The organism is Nonomuraea sp. NPDC002799 (genome assembly GCF_053592075.1).
Map to the genome: position 1 here is coordinate 68,062 of NZ_JBSFVA010000038.1, position 23,078 is coordinate 91,139.

Below are 23,078 nucleotides of genomic sequence, written 5' to 3' on the forward strand. Positions count from 1 at the left end.
GTGCGCGCTGTCCGGGGACATCGGGGATGCCCCCGGTCGAACGCGGGCCCTTCCCTTACGTGGATCAGGGCCGGTACCCCTGCAAGGTAGAAACCCCGCAGGTCACGGCACATCGGTCGATCGGCACGCGGCACCCCCGACTTTCGTCGGGGTCAGGCGCGCGACCTCTGGATGACACCCTTGATCCCATCGCTTTTCGCAGGCCGGCACAGCAGGGCGGGTAGGCGCTTTCGCGGTGGGGCTAGCACCACCGCGCTGGTCGGTTCCGCCCCACCCTGACCTTCGTCAGGGTCGGCTCCTGCCTGAGGACGGGACCGCCTCGTCCGCGCGGCGGATAACGTCGGTGCCGTGCAACGTCCGCGCCTGCCCCGCCGGGAGAGCCGCCGCCAGGTGGTCTACGATCTGCTGCTCTGGATCGTGCTCGGCGTCTCCGTCGCCGCCATGGGGCCCGATCCGCTCCGGGACCCGGCCGGGTTCACCCTGCTGACCGTGCCCAGGCTCGCGCTGGCGGGGGCGGCGGTGCTGGTCGGCAGGCACCGGCCACTGGCCGCGCTGGTGTTGCTGCTGCCGCTCGGGCCGTGGCGGTTCAGCGACGGCTTCGCGACCGTGGACCTGAGCTGGTTGTTGCCCCGGCGCGACGTCAAGATCTTTCCGCTGCTCGCCACGTCGCCGTTCATCATCTGGTACGCCTACCTCACCGGCCGCCGCCTGAGCCGGATCTGGCCGGCGCCGGCGACGTTCGGCCTGATCTCGGCCGTGGGCGTGGCCGTGGTGCTGGCCGGGGGCGGCGACCTGGCCCTGTGGGTCTCCATGGCCAGCGGGCTGGTGGGCACCTATCTCGTGCCGTACCTGCTCGGGCTGCTGCGGCGCCGGCTGCTGCAGCAACGGCGGCAGGCCGGGGTGTCGGCCGAGGCGCAGGCCCGGCTGCGGGAGCGGGCCAGGATCGCGCGGGACATGCACGACTCGCTCGGCCACGACCTGGCTCTGATCGCGGTCCGGGCCGCGGGGCTGGAGCTGGCTCCCGGGCTGGACGGGGCTCAGGTGCGGGCGGCCGGCGAGTTGCGGCTGGCCGCGGCGGAGGCCACGGAGCGGCTGCGCCAGATCATCGGGCTGCTGCGCGACGACTCCGACGCGGCGCCGCTGTCCCCGGTGGACGAGGACGTGGCCGAGGTGGTGCGGCGGGCCGGCGAGTCCGGCATGTCGATCACCCTCGACCTGGCCCCCGGCGCGGTGCCGGAGCTGGCCCGCGCGGTGGTGCAGGAGGGCATCACGAACGCCGCCAAGCACGCCCCCGGCGCGCCCGTGCGGGTGTCGGTCGCCGCGCACCGCGTGGTGGTCCGCAACGGGCCGCCGCGCTCCCGGCCCACGGCGCGCCGCGGCGGCCTGGGGCTGGCGGGTCTGCGGGAGCGCGTCCGGCTGGCGGGCGGCACGCTGCGCGCCGGTCCTGCGGAGGGCGGCTTCGAGCTGGCCGTCGAGCTTCCGGGGGAGGGATCGTCAGAAAGAGGTCCGGGCGGCGGGCGGTCAGGAGTGGGCGACGTGCAGCCGGCGCAGGACGCGCTTGAAGGCGAAGATCGAGAACACGATCGCCGTCCCGCTGATCACGGCCACCGCTGAGGTCCGCAACACCATGAACGCGCCCAGCGACCCGGCGAACGACTCGTAGACCGCCAGCAGGATGCTCAACGTCGAGTTCATCAGCAGCACGAACGCCCACAACAGCGTGATCCTGGCGAAGAACCGGCGCACCCGCTCGTGCTTGAGCACCGCCGAGGGCAGATGGATGTAGTCGAGCGTCAGCTTCTGCACGATCGGCTTGTTGAGCCGGACGGAGGCGAGGAAGGCGATGCTGATGCAGATCGTGCCCATCTCGGGCTGGATGAAGAACCACATCCACGTGCCGGTCCAGAACCCCACGAGGGCGCGGACGGTGATCGCGAACATGGCCAGATACATCGTCGCGGGCACCTTGACCCGCCTGACCAGCCGCCAGGCCACTCCGATGTAGACCCAGGCGACCGTCGCGACGAGCGCCCCCTTGAAACCGAGGAGCATCATGGCGAGATAGAAGACCGCCAGCGGTGCCACGACGCCTTCGAGCAGGCGGGGTGCCGCCTGCCGGGCGAGGGCGGTGAGGCGTGGGAGAGTGACCGGAGAGTGATTCAAGGCTGCTCCGCAGATAGGCCGACGACCAGCGTCTACCCGGGGTTCGGGGGACCAGGCTTTCCAGATGGACCGCTCGCTGTAACCGACGCGGTCGCACCGTCGTCCCGGGCGGCACGCCGGTGGCCTACCGTACCCGAGGCGGGTCGATGCGACTGCCTCTTTTGACGCGTTCCATCTGTTGCCAACCAAATCAGCAGAGCCTTGAACCTGGCTTTCAACCGAGTGACGTGGTGGCCAGTTTCGCGCCGAAGCCCAGGAAGACGGCGCCGACGCCCGAGGTCAGCCCGGCGCTGAGCTTGCGGTGCAGGCTGAACTGGGCCGCCAGGAAGGTGCCGCCGAAGATGAGCGCGGTCAGGTAGAGGAAGCTGAAAATCTGGATCACCGCGCCGAGGATGAGGAAGGGCAGCGCGGGAGCGGGATAGGCCGGGTCCACGAACTGGATGAAGAAGGAGACGAAGAACAGGATCGCCTTCGGGTTCAGCAGGCTGATCGTCAGGGCCTTGCGGAACGGGCGGGCCTGGCGCTCGGCCGGCTCTTCCTTCTCTTCCGAGGTGGCCACGGCCCTCGTGCGCCAGGCGGCGATGGCGCCCCTGATCATCTGGAAGCCGATCCAGGCCAGGTAGGCGGCGCCCGCGTACTTGACGATGGTGAAGAGCAGCGCGTTCGAGCGGAGCAGCGACGCGGCGCCGGCCGCGGCCAGGACCATCAGCACGGTGTCGCCGACGAAGACGCCCGCGGCCGCCCGGTAGCCCTGGCGCACGCCGTTCCGGGCGGCGAAGGTGAGGACGTACAGGGAGTTCGGGCCGGGCAGCAGGATGATCAGAAAGGCGCCGACGACGTAGGCCCAGAAATCCGTGATACCGAAGAACATGCCGCTTGCTCCTGGAGAAGAACTGGTGACATATAACGGTATCTCGTGATGTGTGCCGAGGATCCGGCCGCGCTTGATCGACTCAGCGGGAAGATCAATACCTATTGACCGTGTAGGGAATCGGTCTATATCTGGAAAGATGACTCTCTGGACTCCCGATCCCACGTTCTACCCGTCACCTCGGGACGCCGCCGCCGCCCCGACCGAGAAGCTGGCCTACGTCGCCGCCTTCGATCGGGCCGCCGCCCGGCCGGACGCGCTGGCGGTGCTGGACACGGACCCGTCCTCCGCCGGCTACGGCACGGTGGTGGGCTGGACGGACCTGCCGGGCACCGGTGACGAGCTGCACCACTTCGGCTGGAACGCGTGCAGCAGCGCCCTGTGCCCCAACGCGCCGCATCCGCACGTCGAGCGCCGCTACCTCGTCGTGCCCGGGCTGCGTTCCTCGCGCATCCACATCTACGACACCAAGGACCGGATCAGCCCCGAGCTGGTCAAGGTCATCGACGCGGAGACGCTGGCGGCGCGCGCCGGCTACTCGCGGCCGCACACCGTCCACTGCGGCCCCGAGGGCCTGTACGTGTCCGCGATCGGCGGCGCCGACGGCAACGACGGGCCGGGCGGCATCGCGGTGCTCGACCACACCTCGTTCGAGGTGATCGGGCAGTGGGAGCTGGATCGGGGGCCCCAATATCTGGCCTACGACTTCTGGTGGCACATCAACCACGACGTGCTGGTCTCCTCGGAGTGGGGGACGCCGTCCATGATCGAGGACGGGATCGTAGGGGAGCTGCTGCTCGGCCGGAAATATGGCCACAAGCTGCACTTCTGGGACCTCCGGAAGCGGGCCCACGTCCAGGAGGTGGACCTGGGCGACCAGTACCAGATGCCGCTGGAGCTGCGCCCCGCCCACGACCCGACCCGCCTGTACGGCTTCGTCGGGGTGGCCGTCAGCGTCGAGGACCTGTCGGCCTCGGTCTGGACCTGGTTCCACGAGAACGGCCGCTGGCAGGTCCGCAAGGTCATCTCCATCCCCGCAGAACCGGCCGACACCGACCGCCTGCCGCCGCTGCTCCAGCCGTTCGGCGCGGTCCCGCCGCTGGTGACCGACATCGCCCTGTCGGTGGACGACCAGCGGCTCTACGTCTCCTGCTGGGGCACGGGCGAGCTCAAGCAGTATGACGTCTCCGATCCGTACCATCCGGTCGAGCTCGGCTCGTTGCGGATCGGCGGCATCGTCCGGCAGGAGTCCCATCCGGCCGAGCCGGGGCTCGCGCTGCGCGGCGGCCCGCAGATGGTCGAGGTCAGCCGCGACGGCAGCCGCGTCTACCTGACCAACTCCCTCTACGGCGCCTGGGACGACCAGTTCTACCCCGACGGGGTCGGCGCCTGGATGGCGAAGGTCGACACGGACGCGTTCGCCTTCGACACCCGCTTCTTCCCGCACGGCGCGGACTTCCGCGGTCTGCGCCCCCACCAGGTGCGCCTGCAGGGTGGCGACGCCTCCTCCGACTCCTACTGCTATCCGTGACCCTCGCCGCGGTGCTCGCGCTCGGCGCCTTCCACGGCCTGAACCCGGCCATGGGCTGGCTCTTCGCCGTGGCCCGCGGTCTGCAGGAGCGCAGCAGGGACCGGCTCCTGCAGTCGATCCCGGCCATCGCCCTGGGCCACCTGGCCTCGGTGGCCCTGGTGGCGCTCGTCGTGGCCGGCACCGGCTCGCTCGTCACCGGCACCGTCCTGTCGATCGGCGGCGGGGTGGTGCTGGTGGCCTTCGGCCTGTGGCGGTTGTTGTCGTCCCGGCATTTCCGCTGGGTGGGGATGCGGTTGTCGCTCTGGCAACTGGCCGGCTGGTCGTTCCTGATGTCGTCGGCGCACGGCGCCGGGCTGATGCTCCTGCCCGTCTTCACCGGGCTGCACGCGGACGGCGTGCCCGGCCATGCTGGGCACGCGGTGTCGGGCGGCCTGGCCGTGGCGATCTACCACACGCTGGCCATGTTCCTGGTGGCGGGCACGATCGCCGTGATCGTCTATGAGGTGGCCGGGCTGACGGTGCTCCGCCGGGCCTGGTTCAACGTGGACCGTATGTGGGCGGCGGCTCTCGTCGTCGCCGGGGTCGTGACACTGGTACGCGTATGAATCTGGGGGTTTACCGATAATCCCTAGTGGTTTACCATGAATATAGAGGGACCCGCTGCTCGTACCGTGGCTGGCGGTGCGCTCGTAAGGCGGGTTCGCCTTTTGGGGTGAGTGCGGTTCGCGTGGCTAGGGGTGGCTGCGCGGACCGTGCCCTCCGAGCGGCAGGGCAGGATGGGATGTGTGCGGATATCCATCCTGGGCCCCCTGGAGGTCGAGGGCGACGGCGCGCCGATCGCGGTCGGCGGACTCCGGCTGCGGGCGCTGCTGGCCCTGCTGGCGCTCGAAGCGGGCCGGACCGTCACCGCCGAGCGGCTGATCGACGGTCTGTGGCCGGATGATCCGCCCGCCAACGCGGCCAACGCGCTGCAGACGCTGGTCAGGCGGTTACGGGCGGTGCTGCGGCCGTACGAGGTGCCGGCGCGCGGACCCGTGGTGGGGAGCAGGCCCGGGGGATACATGCTCGACCTGGCCGCCGACGAGGTGGACGCGCTGCTGTTCCGGCGGCTGGCGCGCGGGCGGCGGACGCTGGAGCCCGCGCTGGCGCTCTGGCGCGGAGCGGCGCTGGCCGATCTGACCTCCGTGCCGCGCCTGGCGAACGCGGCGGCCGCCCTGGAGGAGGAGCGGTTGTCCGCCGTGGAGGCGCTGGCCGAGGCCCGGCTGGCGGCCGGATCGCCGGTGGACCTGTCCGCCGAGGCGGCGGCGCATCCCCTGCGTGAGCGGCTCGGGGCGCTGACCATGCGCGCGCTCGCGGCGGCCGGCCGGCAGGCGGAGGCGCTGGAGCTGTTCGAGCACACCAGGCGCAGGCTCGCCGACGAGCTCGGCGTCGACCCGGGCCAGGAGCTGCGGGCCGCCCACCTGGCCGTGCTCTCCGGAGACCTTCCGTCCCGCCCATCGGCCGGGAGCGGGCGGCGGGTGGGGAACGTCCGTGCTCCGCGCACCAGCTTCATCGGGCGTGAGACCGAGCTGGACCAGCTCGCCACCCTGCTCGGCCGGGCCAGGATCGTCACGCTCGTCGGCCCCGGCGGCGCGGGCAAGACCAGGCTGGCCACCGAGGTGGCCCTCCGGTCCGGCGGCGACGGCGGGGTCTGGATGGTCGAGCTGGCTCCCGTACGCGATGCCGCCGACGTGCCCGGGGCCGTGCTGGACGCGCTCGGGGTGCGCGACGGCCGCCCGCCCTTCGGCCGAGCCGACGGGGCCGACCAGGCCGACCCGGTCGGGCAGGTCGCCGAGGCGCTCGCGGACCGGCCCGCGCTGCTCGTGCTGGACAACTGCGAGCACGTGATCGCCGCCGCCGCCCTGCTGGCCGAGCGGCTGCTCACCGAGTGCCCGGCCGTGCGCGTGCTGGCCACCAGCAGGGAGCCGCTGAGCCTGCCCGGCGAGCATCTCGCCCCCGTCCCGCCGCTGGAGCCGCCGCCCGTCGGCGCGGGCCCCGAGCAGGCCGCCCGATATCCGTCGGTCCGGCTGCTCCTCGACCGCGCCACCGCCGCCCGGCCCGCCTTCGTGATCGACGACGCCAACGTGGCCGCCGTCGTGGAGCTCTGCCGCAGGCTGGACGGCATGCCGCTGGCGATCGAGCTGGCGGCGGCCCGCCTGCGCACCATGACGCCCCGGCAGCTCGCCGACCGGATCGACGACCGGTTCACGCTCCTCACCGGCGGCAGCAGGACCGCGCTGCCGCGCCAGCAGACGTTGAGAGCGGTCGTGGAGTGGAGCTGGGACCTGCTCGGTGACGAGGAGCGGGTGCTGGCCAGACGGCTGGCGGTGTTCGCGGGCGGGGCCACGCTGGAGGCCGTGGAGGCGGTGTGCGGCGGCACGGCCGGCGTGCTGGGCGCGCTGGCCGACAAGTCGCTGGTCCAGGTCTCGTCCGAAGGCCGCTACGCCATGCTGGAGACCATCCGCGCCTACGCCCTGGACCGGCTGGCGGAGGCGGGCGAGGTCGGCGAGTACCGGCGGCGGCACGCCTGGCACCTGCTCGACGTGGCCGAGCGGGCGGTTCCCGAGCTGCGGACCGCCGCGCAGATCGGCTGGATCGAGCGGCTGGCCGCCGAGCGCGACGACTGCGCCGCCGCGCTGCGCTGGGCCCTGGACGAGCGGGACGTGGCGCTGGCGCTGCGGTTGTGCGGGGCGCTGAACTGGTACTGGTGGATGTGCGGCTACCGGCGGGAGAGCGCGGTCTGGGCCAATCAGGTGCTCGACCTGGCCGGCCGGACGCCGCCTCCGGGACTGGCGGCGGCCTACACGGCCTGCATGTTCGCGTCCGGGGTGGACAGGTTCGGCTCGTTGATCAACGACAAGGCCGCCATGCGTGAGCTGTCCGAGCGGATGGACCGGGTGGTCGAGACCGCCGAGCGGGAGGGGCCCCTGCATCCGTTGTTGCGGATCAGCCGGGCCATGATGGCCGCCGCGGCCGGCCGAGACGAGTTCGCCGTCGAGCTGCTCGACGGCTATGCCGGCAGCGACGATCCCTGGTTGTCCAGCTCCGCCCTCATGATCGGCGGCTCGCGCCGCACCGAGGAGCAGCTCGAACGGTCGGTGGCCGGGTTCAGGAAGCTCGGCGACCGATGGGGCCTGAGCGAGGCGCTGCTGAACCTGGCCTCGCTGCGGGCCGCCCGGGGCGCGCCGACCGACGACCTGGTCGCCGAGGCCCGGGGTCTCACCAACGCGTGGATCAGCGCCGACGAGCTCATCTCCACGCTGATCAGGCTGGCCGAGCTGCGCGCGCGGGCCGGCGACCTGGACGCCGCCGGCGCGGATCTGGCCAGGGCCAGGGCCGGTGTGAGCGAGGAGACCACCGCGTTCTCGCTGGTGCAGCTCGGGCTGGCCGAGGCCGCGCACGCCCGCCACCGCGGCGACCTGGACCGGGCTCTGGAGATCTACCGCGGCCTGTTCGACGTGCTCGCCGGGGAGCCGGCGCTCCCGCAACTCGTCATCTCGCTCAGGACCGCCTACGGCCGGGCGCTGACCGAGATCGGTGACCTGGACGCCGCCCTCGACCAGCACCGCCAGGCCCTGGGCCGGCTCGGCGACACCGCCCCGGACCGGTCGCTGCGCTCCGCCGTGCTGGCCGGGTTCGCGCTGACCGCGCTGGCCGCGGGCGACCCGGAGCGGGCGGCCGTGCTCTTCGGCGCGTCGTCGGCCGTCGAGCCGCACGACACGGCCTCCGACACCATGAGGGGTGCGGCGGCGGCCAGGGCCGCGCTCGGCGACGGACGCTTCGGCGAGCGCTTCGCCGCGGGCGCGGCCCTGGCCGGGCCGGAGGTCTACGGGATGGTCGGCAGCACCACGTAGGAGGGGGCGTGCAGCGTGGTGGTCCCCTTCTCCGGATTCCCGCCGAACCGGGGGAAGTTCGAGCCGGCCACGTCGACCCTGATCCGGTGTCCCGGCAGGAACGCGTTCGAGATCGCGCCGAGCGGCACCGTGACCTCGCGCACCTCACCGGGAGCGAGCCCGGTGACCCGGACGATGCCGTCGGTCAGCAGCTCGGCCCGCCCGGAGGGATGCACGTCGATCAGCTTGGCGGTCACGTCCGCGCTCACGGCCGTCGAGGAGACCAGCGCCACCAGCTCGACCGGCCCGGTCACCTCCACCCGCGCCGCAAGCGGCTCGGTCTGGTGGCGCAGCACGTCGCCGCGCCCGTCGAGCGGGCGCTGGTCGAGCGGCCCGAACGCGTCGAACATCATGACCGCCCCGCCGACCGTGGGCACCGGATCGCCCGGATCGGCGGTGAACGAGGCGTCGCCGCCGGCGCCCGGCGTGGTGCCGAGCGTGCCGTCCACGCCCAGGTGGTACCGCACGTGCCGGGCCCGCGCGAGCGGCCAGGCGTCCTCGTCCCGCCAGGCGTCGTCGCCCATCACGAAGATCTTCACCGGCGCCTCGACGGCCGGTGGCGCGCCGCGCAGCCAGTGGCCGAACCAGTCGAGGTGCACGCCGGTCCAGTCGACGGCGTCCTGGCTCGCGTGGTCGCCGTAGTCGCGCCCGCAGATGTCCCGCTCGTACGAGGTGTGCGCCCACGGGCCCACGATCAGCCGCGACGAGCCGCGCAACCGCTCGTAGTGCTCGATGGAGCCGTCGCGGAAGTAGTCGTACCAGCCGGTGCTGACCAGGGCGGGCACCTCGACGGCGGCATGGTCGACCACTCCGCCGCGCCACAGCGGGGCCGCCGGGTCCGGGGTGGCCAGCCAGGGCGCGTAGAAGGGCACGAGGTCGGCCAGCAGCGGCTGGTCGTCCAGCGGCAGGCGCTCGGCCAGCTCGTGCAGCACCTCGCCGATCGTGGCCGGCATGCCGATCGCCGCCAGATAGGCGTCCCTGTCCTGCGGCGTGGCCGTGCCCAGGGCGATGCGGCGCTCCAGCTCGTTCACGGCCAGCACGACCACGCTGATGGTGAGCATGACGTTGAGGTTGGGCACGCCGCCCGGCTGGTACACACATGCGTACAGGCCGGCGGGGGAGACGTGCGGGGCGATGGCCTTCAGGCCCTCGGGGCGTTCCTGGGCGGCGAGGAGCTGGGTGATCCCGAGGTAGGAGTCGCCGTACATGCCGACATTTCCGTCGGACCAGGGCCGGGTGGCCGCCCACCGGACCGCGTCGTAGCCGTCCGCCGCCTCTCCGCTGAGGAAAGCGAACCGGCCGTCTGATCCGCCGGTGCCGCGCACGTCCTGGGCGACCACCGCGTACCCGGCCGCGACCAGGCGCGGCACGTCGAGGCGGAAGCCGGGGCCCAGGAGCGCCCGGCCGTAGGGGGTGCGCGACAGCAGCACGGGGAAGCGCCCGCGCTCGTCCGGCCGCCACACCGTCGCGACCAGCTCGACGCCGTCGCGGGTGGTCATGGTCTCAGTGGTCTCGATCATCGGACTCTCCTGTTGTAGGCGCGCAGGGCAAGCGGGGCGAAAAGGGTGAGCAGCGCGGCGGTCCAGCCGAGCGTGATCCACACGTCGGAGACGTGCGTGCCGCCGGTCAGGAGCCCGCGCAGGGCGCCGGCCAGGTGGGGGACGGGGTTGACGCCCAGCCACCAGGCCAGCCAGCCCGGCATGTCAGTGGCCGGGATGAAGGCGCTGCTGCCGAAGGTGAGCGGCAGCAGCACGGCTGCCCTGCCCTTCTGCTTCGATCGCGTACGTCATGCCGGCAACGGTGCCGGGCCGTCCTGGCATCCACCTGGCAGCGACCTGTCAGCGGGCGCACCCGACCAAAACCTCAGGTCCGAAAATTTGGGTCTTTGCGGAAGAGGGCAAGGTCTTCACTCTCGGTTCAGGCGCCGGTCACCACCCGATCCCGAGCGCCTGAGGAGGACGAGGTGAAAAACCGTTTTGTCATCCTGCTCGCGGCCCTCAGCCTGATCAGCCTGACCGGTATGACCGGAGCGGGAGCGACCGCGGAACCGCCACCCAACAAGCAGTACCGCGTCGAGGGCCCGGCTGACGCGCGGCAGCGCAGCGCCGTCGCCGCCACCGGCGCGGCCATCGAGGAGGTCGCCAAGGAATCGGTCCTGGTCACGGCCACGGAAGCGGAGATCTCCGCCATCAGGCGGCTCGGCTACCGGGTGGCGGAGGAGCCACGCCCGACATCCCCGTCCGCCGTGGAGGCGCTTGACTTCCCGCCGGCGGACTCCGCCTACCACAACTTCGCCGAGATGACCGCGGACATCAACGCCCTGGTCGCGGCCCATCCGAACATCGTCAGCCAGACCACGTACGGCACCTCGTACGAGGGCCGGGCCCTGCGCCTGATCAAGATCAGCGACAACGTGGCCGCGGACGAGAACGAGGTCGAGGTGCTCTTCACCGCGCACCAGCACGCGCGCGAGCACCTCACGGTCGAGATGGCGCTGTACATCATGCACCTGCTCGCCGACAACTACGGCAGCGACTCCCGGATCACGAACCTGGTGAACTCCCGGGAGATCTGGATCATGCCGGACCTCAACCCGGACGGCGGCGAGTACGACATCGCCACCGGCAGCTACCGCTCCTGGCGCAAGAACCGCCAGCCGAACTCCGGCTCCTCGGCCGTCGGCACCGACATGAACCGCAACTGGGCCTACAACTGGGGCTGCTGCGGCGGATCCTCGGGCACGACCTCCAGCGAGACGTACCGCGGCGCGGCAGCCGAGTCGGCCCCCGAGGTCAAGGCGGCGGCCAACTGGGTGCGCAGCCGGGTCGTCGGCGGCGTGCAGCAGCTCAAGTCGCACATCGACTGGCACACCTACAGCGAGCTGATCCTGTGGCCCTACGGCTACACCTTCAACGACACCGGGCCCGGCCTGACCCAGGACGACCGGGACGCGCACGCCACACTCGGCCAGAACATGGCCTCGACCAACAACTACACGCCCGAGCAGGCCAGCGACCTCTACATCACCGACGGGACCATCGACGACTGGATGTGGGGCGTCTACAAGATCTTCAGCTTCACGTTCGAGATGTACCCGACCGGCTCCAGCCCCGGCTTCTATCCGCCGGACGAGCAGATCGTCCCGCAGACCACCCGCAACAGGGAGGCCGTGCTCCGCTTCCTCGAATACTCCGACTGCGTCTACCGGATCATCGGCAAGGAGGCGCAGTACTGCGGCACCGGCAACCCGCCGCTGACCGTCTACTCCGACACCTTCGAGACCGCCACCGGCTGGACCACGAACCCGTCGGCGACCGACACCGCCACCACGGGCCAGTGGGAGCGCGGTGACCCGGCGGCGACCACGTCCTCGGGGGCCAAGCAGCTCGGCACCACGGTCAGCGGCACGAACGACCTGGTGACCGGCGCCCAGGCGGGCTCCGCCGCCGGTGACTTCGACCTCGACGGCGGCGTCACCTCGATCCAGTCGCCGCCGATCACGCTGCCCGCCACGGGTGCGCTGAACCTGTCGCTCTCCTGGTACCTGGCGCACGGCTCGAACGCCTCCAGCGCCGACTACTTCAGGGTCCGGGTGGTCGGCAGCACCACGACCACCGTGCTCAACCAGGCCGGATCCGCCGCCAACCGCAACGGCGCCTGGGCCACGGCCACGGCGAGCCTGAACGCCTTCGCGGGCCAGACGGTCCGCATCCTCATCGACGCGGCCGACGCCTCCGGGGCCTCCCTGGTGGAGGCCGGCGTCGACGACGTCCGGATCACCCAGCAACCGTAACGACCGCCCGCCACGCCTCCGCCGTCCAGGACCCCGAATCCTGGGCGGCGGAGCCTTGTTTTGGGTCTTGTAAGCATGGGATGTCAAAGCTACGATCGCGGCAACTCTTAGGAAACTTTCCTAAAAGTAATCATCAATCGGACAAATCCTTACAGCCTCCGCAAGGAAACGACCGCGCGTTCGTCCCCTGAAGAGGCCCGTGCGCACCTCCACGGGCCCGTGCCGTACGGCTTGCGCTCTCACCCCCCGGTGCACGCCGTACGGCACGCCACCCCCCGAAGGAAGAACCCCGTGAAAGCTCGCGCGATCCTGTTGGCGTCAGCGACCTTCGCACTCAGCCTCATCGCCCTCCCCGCCCAGGCCGCCTCGGCCACCGCGACCTTCGTCAAGGTCTCCGACTGGGGCTCCGGATTCGAGGGCAAGGTCACCGTCACCAACGGCACCACCACCCCCATGAACGGCTGGAACGTGCAGTTCGACGTCCCCGCCGGCTTCGCGATCCCGTCCGCCTGGGACGCGGTCATGTCGAGGAACGGCCAGCACTACACCTTCACCCAACCGGCCTGGGCCGGGCCGCTCGCGGCCGGCGCCGGCACGAGCTTCGGCTTCAACGGCGCCCCGGGCAACTTCCCCGGCATCACCGGCTGCACCCTGAACGGCGCTCCCTGCGGCGGCTCGTCCACCGGCGTCCCCGGCAAGCCCGGCGCCGCCACCGCCACCACGACCGCCTCCGCGATCACGCTCGCCTGGGGGGCCTCGGCGGGCACGGTGACCGGCTACCGCGTCTACGAGGGCTCGGTTGTCAAGGCCACGGTCACGGGCACGACGGCCACGATCGGCGGGCTCGGCTCGTGCGAGACGCACACGTACACGGTCAAGGCGTACAACGCGGCGGGCGAGTCGGCAGGGGACGCGGTGACCGCGACCACCACCGGCTGCCCGGCGGGGACGCTGCCCAAGCACATCCTGACCGGCTACTGGCACAACTTCGTCAACGCCGCCACCGAGCTCAAGCTGTCGGCCGTGCCGAACGAGTACGACCTGATCGCGATCGCGTTCGGCGAGGCCACGGCCACCCCGGGAGAGGTCGTCTTCGGCCTTGACCCGGGCCTGGCCACGGCCGTGGGCGGCTACACCGACGCCCAGTTCAGGGCTGACGTGCAGGCCCTGCACCAGCGCGGCAAGAAGGTCATCCTGTCGGTCGGCGGCGAGGCCGGGCGCGTGCAGGTCGCCGGCGCCGCGGCGGCGGCGACGTTCGCCGACACGGTGTACGCGCTCATGCGGAGCTACGGCTTCGACGGCGTGGACATCGACCTGGAGAACGGACTCAACGCCACCTACATGGCCCAGGCCCTGAGGTCGCTGCGCGCGAAGGCCGGCTCCGGGCTGATCATCACCATGGCCCCGCAGACCATCGACATGCAGTCGACCGGGATGGAGTACTTCAAGCTCGCCCTGAGCATCAAGGACATCCTCACGGTCGTCCACACCCAGTTCTACAACTCCGGCTCCATGCTCGGCTGCGACCAGGCCCAGGCGTACGCGCAGGGTTCGGTCACCTTCATGACCGCCCTGGCCTGCATCCAGCTGGAGAACGGCCTGCGCCCCGACCAGGTGGCGCTGGGCCTGCCGGCCGGACCAGGGGCGGCGGGCGGCGGCATCGTCGCCCCCGCCCTCGTCAACCAGGCGCTCGACTGCCTGGCCAAGCGGACCAGCTGCGGGACCTTCGTGCCACCGCGCGCCTATCCGGACATCCGGGGCGCGATGACGTGGTCCATCAACTGGGACGCGAGCACCAACTGGTCGTTCTCCAAGACCGTCAAGCCCCACCTCCAGGGAATGCCATGACACTCCGTAGAAAACTCGCCGCGTTACTCGCCGGAACAGCCCTCGTCCTGACCGGAGCCGGCCTCGCCGGCGGAGCCCCCGCCGCCTACGGCGAGGCCCAGCAGTCCAGCCGGCTGCTGGCCGCCGCCTGGGCCCCCTGGACCGCGTACGCCACCGGCGCGGTCGTCACCTACAACGGCGTCGACTACGTGTGCCTCCAGGGCCACACCTCCCAGCCCGACTGGCAGCCGCCGAACGTGCCCGCCCTCTGGAAGCCCACCACGGGCGGCGGCACCGACACCACGGCGCCCTCCGTGCCCGGCAACCTCCGCTCCACCGGCGTCACCTCCAGCAGCGTCGCCCTGGCCTGGAACGCCGCCACCGACAACGTGGGCGTCACCGGCTACAACGTCTACCGCGGCGGCACCCTGGTCACCACCGTGACGGGCACCTCCTACACCGACACCGGCCGCGCCGCCTCGACCGCCTACACCTACACGGTCCGCGCCCGCGACGCCGCCGGGAACCTCTCCGGCGTCAGCAACTCCGTCACCGCGACCACCTCGGGCGGCACCGGCGCCCCCGGCCAGCCCGGCACGGTCAGCACGTCGGTCACCGCCTCCAGCATCGCGCTGAGCTGGGGAGCCTCCTCGGGCACCGTGACCGGCTACCGCGTCTACGAAGGCGCGGCGCAGCGCGCCCAGGTCACCGGCACCAGCACGACCATCTCCGGCCTCGGCGCCTGCACGACCCACACCTACAGCGTGCGGGCGTACAACTCGGCGGGCGAGTCGGCCGGCCGGGACGTCACCGCCACCACGACGGGATGCGGCACGGCGACCAAGATGCCCGGCGCGCCCTACCTCTACATGGGCTGGGGCAACCCGCCCAACCCCGGCACGGTCATGGATGCGACCGGCGTGAAGTCGTTCACGATGGCCTTCATCCTGTCCGGCGGCGGCTGCACCCCCGCGTGGGACGGCAACCGCGCGCTGACCGGCGGCGCCGACCAGCAGGCGATCAACACGATCAAGTCCAAGGGCGGCAGCGTCCAGATCTCCTTCGGCGGCTGGCAGGGCAACAAGCTCGGCCCCAACTGCGCCACCCCGGCCGCGTTCGCGGGCGCGGTGCAGCAGGTCATCAACGCCGTCGGCCCCGCCGTCGTGGACTTCGACATCGAGAACTTCGACGAGTTCGAGAACTACACCGTCCAGGACCGCATCCTGAACGGCCTCAAGATCGTCAAGCAGAACAACCCGAACGTCAAGGTCGTCGTCACCTTCGGCACCACCACCTCGGGCCCGAACGCGCATGGCGTCCGGCTCATCAACCAGGCCAGGGCGCTGGCCGTGCCGATCGACAACTACACGATCATGCCGTTCGACTTCGGCGGCTCCAACATCTACCAGGACACCGTCAACGCCTCCGAGGGCCTGAAGAACGCACTCAAGAACGCCTTCGGCTGGACCGACGCCCAGGCGTACGCCCACATGGGCATCTCGGGCATGAACGGCCTGTCCGACCAGCAGGAGCTCACCTCACCCTCCACCTGGACGCAGATCCGCGACTGGGCCAACTCCCATGGCCTGACCCGGCTCGCGTACTGGGCCGTCAACCGCGACCGTCCCTGCCCGGGCGGCGGCGTGGTCTCCAACTGCAGCGGCATCGCCCAGGCCGACTGGGAGTTCACCAGGATCACCGCGGGCTTCTGACCCCCGCCGCGGCCCGCTCCGGCGGGCCGCGGCCTCGCCTATCCGACCGTGCCCGGCCAGCGCACGAGCTGGGTGGGTTTGAGCGGGATGCCGAGACCCGGCGGCCGGTAGGTCGGCAGCGCCTCGCCGTACTCGTGCATCCAGGCGTGGTCCACCATCAGCCGCATCCGCGCCGCGTCCGGCCCGCCGCCCGCCACCATGGGGGCGGCGGGCCCGGCCAGCCGTGCCACGGCCGCCGCCACCAGCTCCGCGTCCGGCGGCGACAGGTCGCAGTGGTCGTCGGGCCCGATGAGCAGGTCCACCTCGGGCGGCAGCGGGTAGATCGGCCGCGGCAGCGCCAGCACGCGCGGCGAGGGCGCCATCGGCCACCCGTCGCGCACCGCCTCCAGCAACACCGAGCGCGACGTCCGCCGCGCGAACAGGCCGTCGGCCAGCGCCCAGCTCAGCGCGCCCACGTCGGAGCGGTCCTCGCCGCAGGCGTGCAGGCACAGGTACGGCACCAGCGGGACCCCCGAGCCGCCCGCCTGCGCCCAGCCGCCGCCGCAGCCGGTGAGCACCAGCAGCGCCAGCATCGCCCGGTAGGCGGTGTCGGCGTGCGGGGTGTCCAGCCGCCCCGGCACGATCACGCACCGGCCGCCGGTCTTCTCGGCCGTCACGCCCAGCTCCCTGGCGACCTTCAACGTCCGCGACGCCGGAACCCCGGTGCAGGCCTCCTGCCAGGCCGGCGTGTACGGCTCGCCGCGATCCTCATAACCGCCGGGCCACACCCCCGGCAGCCCCGGCCGCGCCACCCCGTAGACCGCCAGCAGCAGGTCGAACACCGTCGTCACCAGCTCGTCGCCGTCGCGCACCACGGGCACACCGCGCCGCAGCACCCCCGGCCCGTCGTCGAAGCGCGGCAGCAGCACCTCGACCGCCTCGCCGCCGTACACGGTGAGCCGGTCGCCGACCCGCCCGAGCAACTCGCCCGGCACGTACGCCTCCTGCCTGGCCCGCAGCCGCACCAGCGACGGCAGGTCGGTGCGGGCCATGGCGTGCTCCGCGAACGGCCCCCTGTCCAGGTAGAACTCCTTGAGCAGCACGTGCCCCATGGCCATGGCCAGCGCCCCGTCGGTGCCGGGCCGCACCACCAGGGTCTCGTCCGACAACCGCGTCGGATGCGTGCCGATCGCGACCACCTTCTGCCCCTTGTAGCGCCCGGCGATGACCGGGGGCGTGTCCGCCGTCCGTACGAGCCGGTTGTTCTCGCCCCACAGCAGCACATACGCCGTCCGCGCCCAGTCGCCCGCCGCGGGACCGGCGAACCACGGCCCCAGCACCTGCTCGGGCGCGCACGGATGCTCGGTCAGCACGGCGCCGCCGAGCCCGCCCACGAGCCGCGCCAGCGGCGAGGTGGCCAGCGCCGCCACGTGCTCGGCCCCGTGCCGCGCCGTGGTGTGCAAGATGGCCGCCGCCGCCAGCTCGGCCGCGGTGCCGTCGTCGAGCGGCACCCGCCTGTCGCCCCGCGCCTGCCGGTATTGCTGTGGGTTGCCTGTGAGTTTCGCCCAGGCCGCGACCGGGTCGCACAGCCCATCTCTCACCTCGAAGTAGAGCCTGACCAGTGCCTGGTTGACCTGCGATCCCCCCATGGCAAAAGTTCAACACAGACCGGGATCGCGTATCGGGATACGTGTCGGCATGTCGGGGATAAGAATCGGAAGCCCTGGTGGCAGCAGTCCCGGGGTTACGGCAGGCTAGATCCCGCCATGGATTACGCAGTTCTCACGGGGATAGTCCTCGTCGCCGGTGTCGCCCTCGCTCTGATCGCCCAATGGCGGGATTGGCGACCCCCACTCATCGTCGCCGTCCTCGTGGGCGTCGCGGTCCGAGTGCTGATCATGTTCACCTCTGCCATCGACTCCTGGCAGCCCGTCGACTTCGTGGAGAGCTTCCGCCCCGCGGGCGAGGCCGTGCTGCGGGGCGAGGACCCGGTGCTGGCCAGCGAGGGTGGCTGGCACTTCCTGGCCATGATCCCCTACGTCTACGGCATCCTGCTGTGGCTCGGCATCCCGTGGGAGTTCGCCGGCCGCCTGGTCACCGTGGTCGCCGACATCTTCATCATCCCGCTGGTCGCCAAGCTCGCCGGCGGCCCCAAAGCCTCGCTGCGCGCCCTTCAGTACGCGCTCAGCCCGCTCGCCGTGCTCATCGCCTCCGTCCACGGCCAGGTGGAGCCGGTCGCGCTCGTGTTCGGCGTGGCCGCCTTCGTGGTCGCCCGCGGCCCCGGCTCGCCCGAGCGGGCCGGCATGACCACCGACGTGGTCGCCAAGGTGCGCAAGGGCGTGACCGCGTACGGCTGGAGCGCCTCCGTCCAGCGGGTGATCGGCCGGCGCGGCATGCTGCACCGCGCCCTGCTGCCCGGCACCGACGACCGGGCGCTGCTCAAGCGTGGCGCGCTGGCCGGCGTGCTCATGGGCCTGGCGCTGTCCGCGAAGAGCTGGCCGCTCTGGCTGATCCCCGGTATGCTGCTGCTCCTGCCCAACCTGCGCTCCCGGATCGTCGCCCTGTTCACCACGGGCGCGGTGCCGCTGTTCTTCCTCGTCACCCTGCCGGTCTTCGCCGGCACGGCGCTCGACCAGATCCCCGCGGTCATCGACACCATCAGGGACATCCGGCCGATCGTCGGCGAATGGGGCTGGACGCCGTGGTTCACCGGCGGCGAGTGGGCGTTGCGGTCGGATCTGGCCTCGTTCGGCACCAACCTCATCTACGTGTGCGTCGTCGCCGTCGTGCTCTACTGGCGGCGCGCCGACCCGATCGACATGACGACGGCCATCCTGCTCGTCTTCATGGTCATGACGCCGCGGCTCGGCGCCCAATACCTGCTGTGGTTCATGCCGTTCCTGGTCGCCAGGCCCACCAGGTTCGCCTGGCCGGCCATCGTAGGCGTGTCCCTCTGGGCCGGCTACGGCTACCTCTACATGACGCAGTTCGACACCAACACCTGGTGGGCCCTGCACTCCGACTGGTCACGCGCCTCGATCGTGCTGCTGCCGATCCTGGCGCTGGCCATGCCCTGGGGCCGCCGGGTCGCGCGGCTCCCAGGGCAGGCCCCCGGCCATGGTCAGCTCACCGGCATAGGCGCCCCCACAACGTGATCCACTGATCGGGGTGGACGTGGCCCACGACGGTGCCGCGGGCCACCCCGGCCGCCTCCAGCGCGGCGTCCACGCCCGCGTAGCGGGTCTTCAGCGAGGCCCGTACCGAGCCGCCGACTCCGCTGAAGCCCAGCCCGACCAGCTCCCGGTAGGAGCGGCGGCCGGACACCAGCGGCTCGGGCCTGCGCTGGAGACGCAGGATCGCCGAGTCGACCGCCGGGACCGGCCGGAAGCTCTCCCTGCCGATCGTGTCGCCGAGCCGCCAGCCGAACCACGGCCACGACTCCACCGTGACCAGGGTCCAGCGGCCGTAGTCGCCGGCCCGCTTGCGGGCGTACTCCCGCTGCGTCAGCAGCGTCGCCGAGGTCAGCGCCGGCGCCCGCAGGCACCAGTCCACGATCTTCGACGTGATCGAGTACGGGATGTTGCCCACGACCGCGAACGGCTCGCGCGGCGCCCGCGCCACCGTGAAGTCGCCTCTGACGACGTCGATCCGGGGATCGTCACGGGTGCGCGAGCCCAGCAGGCCCGCCAGCCGCGGATCGATCTCGTAACCGACGACCTGGGCGCCGGCCTCGGCGAGCGCCATGGTCAGCGCGCCCTCGCCCGTACCCGGCTCCAGGACGAGCCCTTCGGGCGCGGCGGCCTTCACGACGAGATCGACGGCATGCCGCTCGACCAGGAAATTCTGCGACAGCGTGCGCCGCGCCCGATCCTTGGGCGTGCGACCGCCGCCGCCGTTCCCGACCTTCTTCTGGGTGTGTGAATAGTTTCCGTGCGCGAAATTCTGCGCCACAGCACTGCCCTTCCGGGTCTTTCGAGATTGACGGGTCTCGAAGGGCCCTGGGCGCGCCTGCGGACGCTCAGCTCAGGTGATCGCGTCCGCTAGCGGGCCAGAGCCCGGCTGTGGCGGATGCGGATGAAGACCTGGCAGGAGAACATGCATGACATGCCCGTCACGCTAAGTGCGGGCCGCTCGCGGGAGCAACCGAATATCCCCTCAGGCAGACCGTCCGATTCCTACAAGAGGTGGCGGTCCCGGCGGCGTAGCTTGGGTGCGGAACCGGCTGTCAGGAAGGGAAGGCGGGACTGACATGGACATGCTCGACCAGGTGGAGCGGCGTCTCCAGCTCCACGGCCGGCTGATCGACAGGCTGCGCTTCGAGGCGCTGTTCAGAGGCGGCTCGCGCGACCGCGTGCTCGACGCGCTGCGCTGCTACCAGAATCCCTCGGACGGGGGGTTCGGCAACGCGCTCGAACCCGACCTGCGCGGCGCGGGCAGCCAGCCGGAGCCGGTGGAGGTGGCGTTCTGGATCCTGGACGAGATCGACGCCTTCGACTCGCCGATAGTGCCCGTCGCCTGCGACTACCTGGCCGGCATCAGCACCCCCGACGGTGGCGTGCCGTTCGTGTCGCCGTCCGTCAGGGACACGCCGAGCGCCCCGTGGTGGCGGACGGACGACGACGACCCGCCGGGGCACCTCATCCCGACCGCGTCCCTCGCCGGGCTGCTGCACAAGCACGGCAGCACCCACCCCTGGCTGGCCGCCGCGACGGACTTCTGCTGGTCGCGCATCGCCTCGGCGCGGGAGCTCGGGGCGTACGAGGCCCGCGCCGTGGTGACCTTCCTGGAGCTGGCGCCCGACCGGGAGCGCGCGGAGGCGGAGTTCGCCCGGTTGCGGGAGGCCATCCTGGCCACGGTCACCTTCGACCCGCACGCCGACGGGGCCGTGCACTTCCCGCTGGACTTCGCGCCGTGGCCGCTGCGGCTGCCGCTCTTCACCCAGGACGTCCTGGACGTCCACCTCGACGCCTTGGCCGCGAAAGACGACGCGGCACCCAACTGGCCGGTCTGGACGCCTGTGGTGGCCTGGGAATGGGGTGGCTACCTGGCCGTGCAGCGGCTCAAGACCCTGCGGGCGTACGGGCGGCTGCCCGGGTGAAGCGGTTCTGTCGGTGCGCCGGCGTACGTTGGAGGCATGTACGCGGAACGACCTCCAGGTCCTGACCTCGCGGCGCGCGTCGCCTGCGTGTGGCACCAGGTCAGCGAGGCCGGCACCGCCCAGCTCGTGGTCCCCGACGCCTGCGTCGATCTGATCTGGGGCCCCGGCGGCGTGTTCGTGGCCGGGCCCGACACCCGGCCCATGACGACGCCCATGGTGGCGGGCGACATCTTCGCGGGCATCCGCTTCAGGCCGGGCGGGGCTGGCGACGTCTTCGGGGTGCCGCTCCAGGAGCTGCGCGACCAGCGCATCCCCCTCGCCGACCTGCCCGCAGCCGAGCTCACCGTCGCTCGCCTGCCAGCGGGCGCCATCCGAGCCCCCGAGCAGGCGCTGGGCAACATCCGGGCCGCGGAGGAGCTCCGAGCCGCAGGGGGCGGCATTCGCGCTTCGGGGGACGTGGAGGACGCCATCCGTGCTTCGCCGGACGTGGAGAGCGTCATAGGGGCCCGCCTCCACATCATGTGCACCGCCGTTCAGGCTCGGCTGGCCCGGTCCGGCGGTGCCGATCCCGCCGCGCCCGCCATCGCCGCGGCGCTGCGCAGGGGCCGCACGGTCGCCGAAGTGGCCTGGGACCTGGGGCTCAGCGAGCGCCAGTTGCACCGCCGCAGCCTCGTCTCCTTCGGTTACGCGCCCAAGACCCTGCAGCGCATCGTCCGCTTCCAGCGCGCGTTGCGGCTGGCCCGCGCCGGCGAGCGCCTGGCCGACGTGGCCGCCACGGCCGGCTACACCGATCAGGCGCATCTCGCCCACGACGTCAAGCGGCTGAGCGGGATGCCGATGCGCGACCTCGTCTCACCCGTCCGGCAGCTTGCCTGACACGAGCGCCTGCGCCCATTTCGCGCTCGGATCGCTGTCGATCAGCAACGCCCGCGTCAGCAGGCTCAGCGGAATGGCGAGAATCGCGCCCAGCGGCCCGAGCACGAACGTCCAGAGCAACAACGAGATGAACGTCATCGTCGTCGTAAGACCGACGGCGTCGCCCAGGAATTTCGGCAGAATGAACGACTGGGTGACGACATTGATCACGATATATGCGGCGATGACGAGCAGCATCGTCTTCACACCGCCGTCCAGCAACGCGAGCATGGCGGGCGGCAGCAGCGCGATGACGAATCCGATGTTCGGGATGTAGTTGGCGATGAGCGCGAGCACACCCCACAGCAGCGGCAGCGGCACGTCGAGCAAAGACAGGGCGATCACGTCGAGGATCGCGTTCATCAATCCGAACACGGTCGAGACGATCAAATAGCGCCGCGTTTTGTGGGCGAAAGTCGCCAATGCCATCACCAGTTGGGGTTTGTCACCCTCCCCTTTGCTGAGCACTTTCGCCGTCGCGGGCGCGTCCAGGCACATCGCCAGCAACAACACGACGATGAGGAAGAGCGCGGACAGCACACCGATCAGGCTGCCGAGCAGACTCTGCGCCAACCCGAGCATCTTGCCGGGGTCGAACGCCTGCAGTCCCTTGTTCAGCACGTCGTTGCTGATGCCGTGAGTGGTGGCCCAGTGCTGGGCGTCGGTGACGAGCTTGTCGAACTGACCGGTGTACGCGGGCAGCCGTGAGGCGAGCTGGGCGACCGAGTAGGTCAGGATGCCGACCATGCCCAGCAGCACCAGGACCACGATGAGGAACGGCACGGCGACCTGGAGCCAGGTGGGCATCCTTCTTCCGTGGAGCCGGCTACGCACCGGCGCGACGGCGATGACCAGCACGAGTGCCAGGACGACGGGGCCGGCGATGGAGGCGACTTCGCGAAGCCCGAAGACGGCCACCACGGCGGCGGCGATGCCCACCAAGATGATGAGCGCTCTCGGAACGGGTTGATCAAGCACGATCCCTTCGTACCCCCGCTGGGCGGCCGAACCATCGATTTGACGGTTCCCGGAGGCGTACATAGAGTTCAGCAGTCCCACGGGGACGGCGCTTGATCGCCGGACCCACTCGGGGCCACCTCCAGACACACTCTCCACTTCGGTGGGACGTTGTTCACGTCCACTCGAAACGGCTGGTAAGTTTGAGGGGTTGTCCTCGAAAGGGGGCGGGCTTAATTCCAGCAGGTCGAGCAAGTCGGGTCAATTTGACAGGGACTTGAACGGCTGAAAGAATTAAGA

The 23,078-nt window shown here is 71.3% G+C and carries 17 protein-coding genes; 10 read left to right on the forward strand and 7 right to left on the reverse strand.

Going from position 1 to position 23,078, the window contains the following annotated elements; genetic code table 11:
- The first annotated feature begins 348 nt into the window (after positions 1–348).
- Positions 349–1,614 (forward strand): sensor histidine kinase, encoded by a 1,266-nt coding sequence (locus ACWD0F_RS42670; RefSeq protein ID WP_449887363.1) that lies wholly within the window; start codon positions 349–351, stop codon positions 1,612–1,614.
- On the opposite strand, the gene ACWD0F_RS42675 is transcribed toward ACWD0F_RS42670, so the two are convergent.
- Together ACWD0F_RS42675 and leuE are read right to left on the reverse strand one after the other, a co-directional pair.
- A complete protein-coding gene (locus ACWD0F_RS42675) occupies positions 1,522–2,163 on the reverse strand; it encodes a VC0807 family protein (protein WP_449887364.1) in 642 nt (213 codons plus the stop codon). The two genes, ACWD0F_RS42670 and ACWD0F_RS42675, sit on opposite strands and share 93 nt — an antisense overlap.
- Positions 2,164–2,377: 214 nt before the next feature.
- A complete protein-coding gene (leuE, locus tag ACWD0F_RS42680) occupies positions 2,378–3,034 on the reverse strand; it encodes a leucine efflux protein LeuE (RefSeq protein WP_449887366.1) in 657 nt (218 codons plus the stop codon).
- Between the two features lie 139 nt (positions 3,035–3,173).
- On the opposite strand from leuE, the gene ACWD0F_RS42685 reads away from it, so the two are divergent.
- The 3 genes from ACWD0F_RS42685 to ACWD0F_RS42695 all read left to right on the forward strand — a co-directional run bounded on the left by ACWD0F_RS42685 (position 3,174) and on the right by ACWD0F_RS42695 (position 8,458).
- Positions 3,174–4,565, forward strand: a complete 1,392-nt coding sequence (locus ACWD0F_RS42685; RefSeq protein WP_449887368.1) for a selenium-binding protein SBP56-related protein — start codon at positions 3,174–3,176, stop codon at positions 4,563–4,565.
- On the forward strand, positions 4,562–5,170 hold the full coding sequence (locus ACWD0F_RS42690) for a hypothetical protein (protein ID WP_449887370.1): 609 nt from the start codon (positions 4,562–4,564) through the stop codon (positions 5,168–5,170). The genes ACWD0F_RS42685 and ACWD0F_RS42690 overlap by 4 nt, the downstream gene beginning before the upstream one ends.
- A gap of 180 nt (positions 5,171–5,350) precedes the next feature.
- Entirely contained in the window at positions 5,351–8,458 is a 3,108-nt protein-coding gene (locus ACWD0F_RS42695) for a BTAD domain-containing putative transcriptional regulator (protein WP_449887372.1), read from the forward strand.
- Here ACWD0F_RS42695 and ACWD0F_RS42700 read toward each other — a convergent pair.
- Positions 8,431–10,017 carry a CocE/NonD family hydrolase gene (locus ACWD0F_RS42700; RefSeq protein ID WP_449887374.1) on the reverse strand — a complete coding sequence of 529 codons (1,587 nt, stop codon included), beginning with the start codon at positions 10,015–10,017 and terminating at the stop codon, positions 8,431–8,433. The genes ACWD0F_RS42695 and ACWD0F_RS42700 overlap by 28 nt on opposite strands.
- The gene (locus ACWD0F_RS42705; protein WP_449887376.1) at positions 10,014–10,250 is read right to left on the reverse strand and encodes an ABC transporter permease; all 237 of its coding nucleotides are present in this window, start codon (positions 10,248–10,250) and stop codon (positions 10,014–10,016) included. Before ACWD0F_RS42705 ends, ACWD0F_RS42700 begins: the two co-directional genes overlap by 4 nt.
- 210 nt (positions 10,251–10,460) lie before the next feature.
- On the opposite strand from ACWD0F_RS42705, the gene ACWD0F_RS42710 reads away from it, so the two are divergent.
- The 3 genes from ACWD0F_RS42710 (at position 10,461) to ACWD0F_RS42720 (ending at position 15,829) form a co-directional block, all read left to right on the forward strand.
- The gene (locus tag ACWD0F_RS42710; RefSeq protein WP_449887378.1) at positions 10,461–12,290 is read left to right on the forward strand and encodes a M14 family zinc carboxypeptidase; all 1,830 of its coding nucleotides are present in this window, start codon (positions 10,461–10,463) and stop codon (positions 12,288–12,290) included.
- A 291-nt stretch (positions 12,291–12,581) separates the two neighbouring features.
- Positions 12,582–14,138 carry a chitinase gene (locus tag ACWD0F_RS42715; protein ID WP_449887380.1) on the forward strand — a complete coding sequence of 519 codons (1,557 nt, stop codon included), beginning with the start codon at positions 12,582–12,584 and terminating at the stop codon, positions 14,136–14,138.
- Entirely contained in the window at positions 14,135–15,829 is a 1,695-nt protein-coding gene (locus ACWD0F_RS42720; RefSeq protein WP_449887382.1) for a fibronectin type III domain-containing protein, read from the forward strand. Before ACWD0F_RS42715 ends, ACWD0F_RS42720 begins: the two co-directional genes overlap by 4 nt.
- Before the next feature lie 38 nt (positions 15,830–15,867).
- Here the strand turns inward: ACWD0F_RS42720 and ACWD0F_RS42725 are convergent, their stop codons facing one another.
- Positions 15,868–17,457 carry a molybdopterin-dependent oxidoreductase gene (locus tag ACWD0F_RS42725; protein WP_449887383.1) on the reverse strand — a complete coding sequence of 530 codons (1,590 nt, stop codon included), beginning with the start codon at positions 17,455–17,457 and terminating at the stop codon, positions 15,868–15,870.
- A gap of 117 nt (positions 17,458–17,574) precedes the next feature.
- On the opposite strand from ACWD0F_RS42725, the gene ACWD0F_RS42730 reads away from it, so the two are divergent.
- Positions 17,575–18,963, forward strand: coding sequence for a hypothetical protein (locus tag ACWD0F_RS42730; RefSeq protein WP_449887385.1), 1,389 nt, complete (start codon positions 17,575–17,577; stop codon positions 18,961–18,963).
- Here the strand turns inward: ACWD0F_RS42730 and erm are convergent.
- Positions 18,935–19,660 carry a 23S ribosomal RNA methyltransferase Erm gene (gene erm, locus ACWD0F_RS42735; RefSeq protein ID WP_449887393.1) on the reverse strand — a complete coding sequence of 242 codons (726 nt, stop codon included), beginning with the start codon at positions 19,658–19,660 and terminating at the stop codon, positions 18,935–18,937. The two genes, ACWD0F_RS42730 and erm, sit on opposite strands and share 29 nt — an antisense overlap.
- A gap of 397 nt (positions 19,661–20,057) precedes the next feature.
- Here erm and ACWD0F_RS42740 point away from each other — a divergent pair, with 397 nt between their 5' ends.
- Both ACWD0F_RS42740 and ACWD0F_RS42745 read left to right on the forward strand, forming a co-directional pair.
- Positions 20,058–20,906, forward strand: coding sequence for a hypothetical protein (locus tag ACWD0F_RS42740; RefSeq protein WP_449887387.1), 849 nt, complete (start codon positions 20,058–20,060; stop codon positions 20,904–20,906).
- A gap of 36 nt (positions 20,907–20,942) precedes the next feature.
- Positions 20,943–21,782, forward strand: coding sequence for a DUF6597 domain-containing transcriptional factor (locus tag ACWD0F_RS42745; protein WP_449887389.1), 840 nt, complete (start codon positions 20,943–20,945; stop codon positions 21,780–21,782).
- On the opposite strand, the gene ACWD0F_RS42750 is transcribed toward ACWD0F_RS42745, so the two are convergent.
- The gene (locus ACWD0F_RS42750; RefSeq protein WP_449887391.1) at positions 21,759–22,880 is read right to left on the reverse strand and encodes an AI-2E family transporter; all 1,122 of its coding nucleotides are present in this window, start codon (positions 22,878–22,880) and stop codon (positions 21,759–21,761) included. The genes ACWD0F_RS42745 and ACWD0F_RS42750 overlap by 24 nt on opposite strands.
- Positions 22,881–23,078 lie beyond the last annotated feature (198 nt).

What these genes read in the sequence shown, in the direction of transcription:
- ACWD0F_RS42730 (WP_449887385.1), top strand. Translation starts at nt 17,575, where the DNA reads ATGGATTACGCAGTTCTCACGGGGATAGTCCTCGTCGCCGGTGTCGCC.
- ACWD0F_RS42700 (WP_449887374.1), bottom strand. Translation starts at nt 10,017, where the DNA reads ATGATCGAGACCACTGAGACCATGACCACCCGCGACGGCGTCGAGCTG.
- ACWD0F_RS42745 (WP_449887389.1), top strand. Translation starts at nt 20,943, where the DNA reads ATGTACGCGGAACGACCTCCAGGTCCTGACCTCGCGGCGCGCGTCGCC.
- leuE (WP_449887366.1), bottom strand. Translation starts at nt 3,034, where the DNA reads ATGTTCTTCGGTATCACGGATTTCTGGGCCTACGTCGTCGGCGCCTTT.
- ACWD0F_RS42720 (WP_449887382.1), top strand. Translation starts at nt 14,135, where the DNA reads ATGACACTCCGTAGAAAACTCGCCGCGTTACTCGCCGGAACAGCCCTC.
- ACWD0F_RS42725 (WP_449887383.1), bottom strand. Translation starts at nt 17,457, where the DNA reads ATGGGGGGATCGCAGGTCAACCAGGCACTGGTCAGGCTCTACTTCGAG.
- ACWD0F_RS42740 (WP_449887387.1), top strand. Translation starts at nt 20,058, where the DNA reads ATGGACATGCTCGACCAGGTGGAGCGGCGTCTCCAGCTCCACGGCCGG.
- ACWD0F_RS42685 (WP_449887368.1), top strand. Translation starts at nt 3,174, where the DNA reads ATGACTCTCTGGACTCCCGATCCCACGTTCTACCCGTCACCTCGGGAC.